Annotated in this window: 1 protein-coding gene; it reads left to right on the top strand. The window is 46.0% G+C overall.

From position 1 onward, the window contains the following. On the top strand, positions 1 to 773 hold a 773-nt coding region (locus BpJC4_RS15835), incomplete at its 5' end, for a UPF0236 family transposase-like protein (protein ID WP_172968386.1). Between the last annotated feature and the right edge of the window lie 45 nt (positions 774 to 818).

Here is an 818-nt window from a genome sequence, read left to right as displayed (position 1 = left end):
GCCAGCCCAAGGTGGTTATGACAACAGAACCGATTCAGAAATTCTGGGATGAGGTCCAAGCCACAGCTGCCAGCACATACTCCCTTGAAAAAGCCCGTATCATTACAAACAGTGTCGGAGATCCGGGGTACACAGCTGAAAGATTTCAAACGGCGTTCTCACAGTCAGCGTTTCCGGTGCTCAATCAGCTGGATGCATACCACGTTGCACAGGCCGTTGTCAGGACATTCGGGGGCGGAAAAAGCGAAATAAAGGAACAAATTAGAAAGGCAATAAAAGCACATGATTTCAGCCAATTCACGTTGTATTTAGATACGTATGAAAGCACACAAAGTGACAAGAAGAGTCTCAAGAAAGTCAAGGAGTTCCGTTCTTATGTCCAGAAAAACTGGGACCGCATATTTGACTGGAGAGATCAGGTGGAGAGCGCGCCAGACGACGCCAGAGGTTTGGGGGCCATGGAATCCAACCAAAGGCATATCTCATTCAGAATGAAAAAACGGGGAATGCATTGGAGCAAAGAAGGCGGAGAAGCCATGGTTAAAATTAAGCAAGGGATTCTCAACCGGACATTGAGAGAAGCCTATTTAAAGCACCGTACAAGGAGCGCCAGAAAACAAAGGGGATTAAAACAAGCAATAAGGCTGTCGCAGCTGCTTAAACAGCCTGTGCGCCCGTCAGTAGGAGTAAAACGGGGAGTTGTGTTTGGAAGCTCCTCATCGTCAATGGGGCATTTAAGAAAAATTTTTGGGTTTTCATTTCAGCCTGGATAAATGGCATTAATTTGAAAAATTAGTGCCATTTATCCAGGAGAGCAA

It is taken from the genome of Weizmannia acidilactici, from assembly GCF_008974185.1.
Lineage (GTDB): Bacteria > Bacillota > Bacilli > Bacillales > Bacillaceae_C > Weizmannia > Weizmannia acidilactici.
The sequence above is the reverse complement of the archived record's forward strand: the minus strand, read 5'-3'. Positions and strand labels throughout refer to the sequence as shown.